We start from the raw sequence: 1,345 nt of genomic DNA on the forward strand, positions 1-1,345 counted from the left end.
TTGTTCTGCGAGATTGATCTGAGCTTGGTCGACGAACTCATTCTTTTTCAGTGCTTTCTCTACCGAAGAAACACAACTCGCACACGTCATTCCCTCAAGAACAAGGTGATAGGTATATTGGCTAGCAGCAGGTTTATCTTGTGTCGGCTCCACTGGCGCTGTTTTTTTATCGTATTCTGAATCTGAATTAGATAAAGGCTCATTAACTTCTGAGTAGGGAGCTGCGTGGTAACCCAGGCTTTCGACCAGCTTAATCACCTCAGACTCAGAAAGCAGAGTAACCAGTGATAATTCCTGTTTGCTGACTTCTAGGTTTAAGGCTTGCTCAGTTTGTTCAAGCGCTTTAGTCAGTTTGCTCACACACTTGCCGCAACTCAGACCGGATAGCGAAAGGTGCAGCTGATTACCCATAGAATAGCCAAGCGTTGCTAACTGTTCGTTGAGCTGAATGTAACTAAATGGAGTCGAAATATCGATGTAGGTCGGCGATATGTCATTAATCATCGTGCTGTCGAGATCGCTAAACAGTGTGCGAACTTTCTTCGCGCAACCCATGCAATTTAGGCCGTTGAGCGCCGTTGTGTAGTAGTTCATATCGATACTCCAATTCTCATCTACGCCTAACATAAACCTTCCCGTAAGGGTAAGGTCAAACATAAATTCAAGAATTTGATCTTGGTGGAGTGCTAGCTGGTGGTTTCAGTTTGGAATGGAAGAGGGAAATTAAGAATGTGCGGCTATAATCTACTTGCTAAGACTATCTATTTACGACTTTAAGGGCGTAATTGGCCTTTCAATAACGGCTTTCGTACAACAACAGCGCATTAATCATTCACTACTGATTGTAGATTTAAGCGGTGGTGATAAAATAGCGCCCAAAATTTAGTGATGTTTGACTATTGCAGGCCTTGTAATGGCGAGCACTAAAAGAATCACCTACATAATCAAGGTATTTAAATGACGGTTAAAACTCGTTTTGCTCCTAGCCCAACTGGCTATCTTCACGTTGGTGGTGCACGTACTGCACTTTACTCTTGGCTATTCGCTAAGAACCAAGGTGGTGAATTCGTTCTACGTATCGAAGACACGGACCTTGAGCGTAACTCTCAAGAAGCGGTTGATGCAATTCTAGAAGGCATGCAATGGATGGGTATGGAATGGGATGAAGGTCCTTACTACCAATCTAAGCGTTTTGACCGTTACAACGAAATGGTTGATAAGCTACTTGCTGAAGACAAAGCATTCAAATGCTACGCGTCTAAAGAGCTGCTTGATGAAATTCGTGCAGAGCAAGAAGAAAACAAAGAGATGGCTCGTTACGATGCTAACCACCCTAAAATTGTTG

The 1,345-nt window shown here is 43.2% G+C and carries 2 protein-coding genes; one reads left to right on the top strand and one right to left on the bottom strand.

Going from position 1 to position 1,345, the window contains the following annotated elements; genetic code table 11:
- On the bottom strand, window positions 1–627 hold a 627-nt coding region (locus AB4512_RS21840; protein ID WP_372175644.1), incomplete at its 3' end, for a cation transporter.
- A gap of 330 nt (window positions 628–957) precedes the next feature.
- On the opposite strand from AB4512_RS21840, the gene AB4512_RS21845 reads away from it, so the two are divergent.
- A partial coding sequence (locus tag AB4512_RS21845) for a glutamate--tRNA ligase (RefSeq protein ID WP_372175646.1) occupies window positions 958–1,345 on the top strand: 388 nt, incomplete at its 3' end.

Source organism: Vibrio sp. 10N.222.52.B7, assembly GCF_041474275.1.
Lineage (GTDB): Bacteria > Pseudomonadota > Gammaproteobacteria > Enterobacterales > Vibrionaceae > Vibrio > Vibrio crassostreae_C.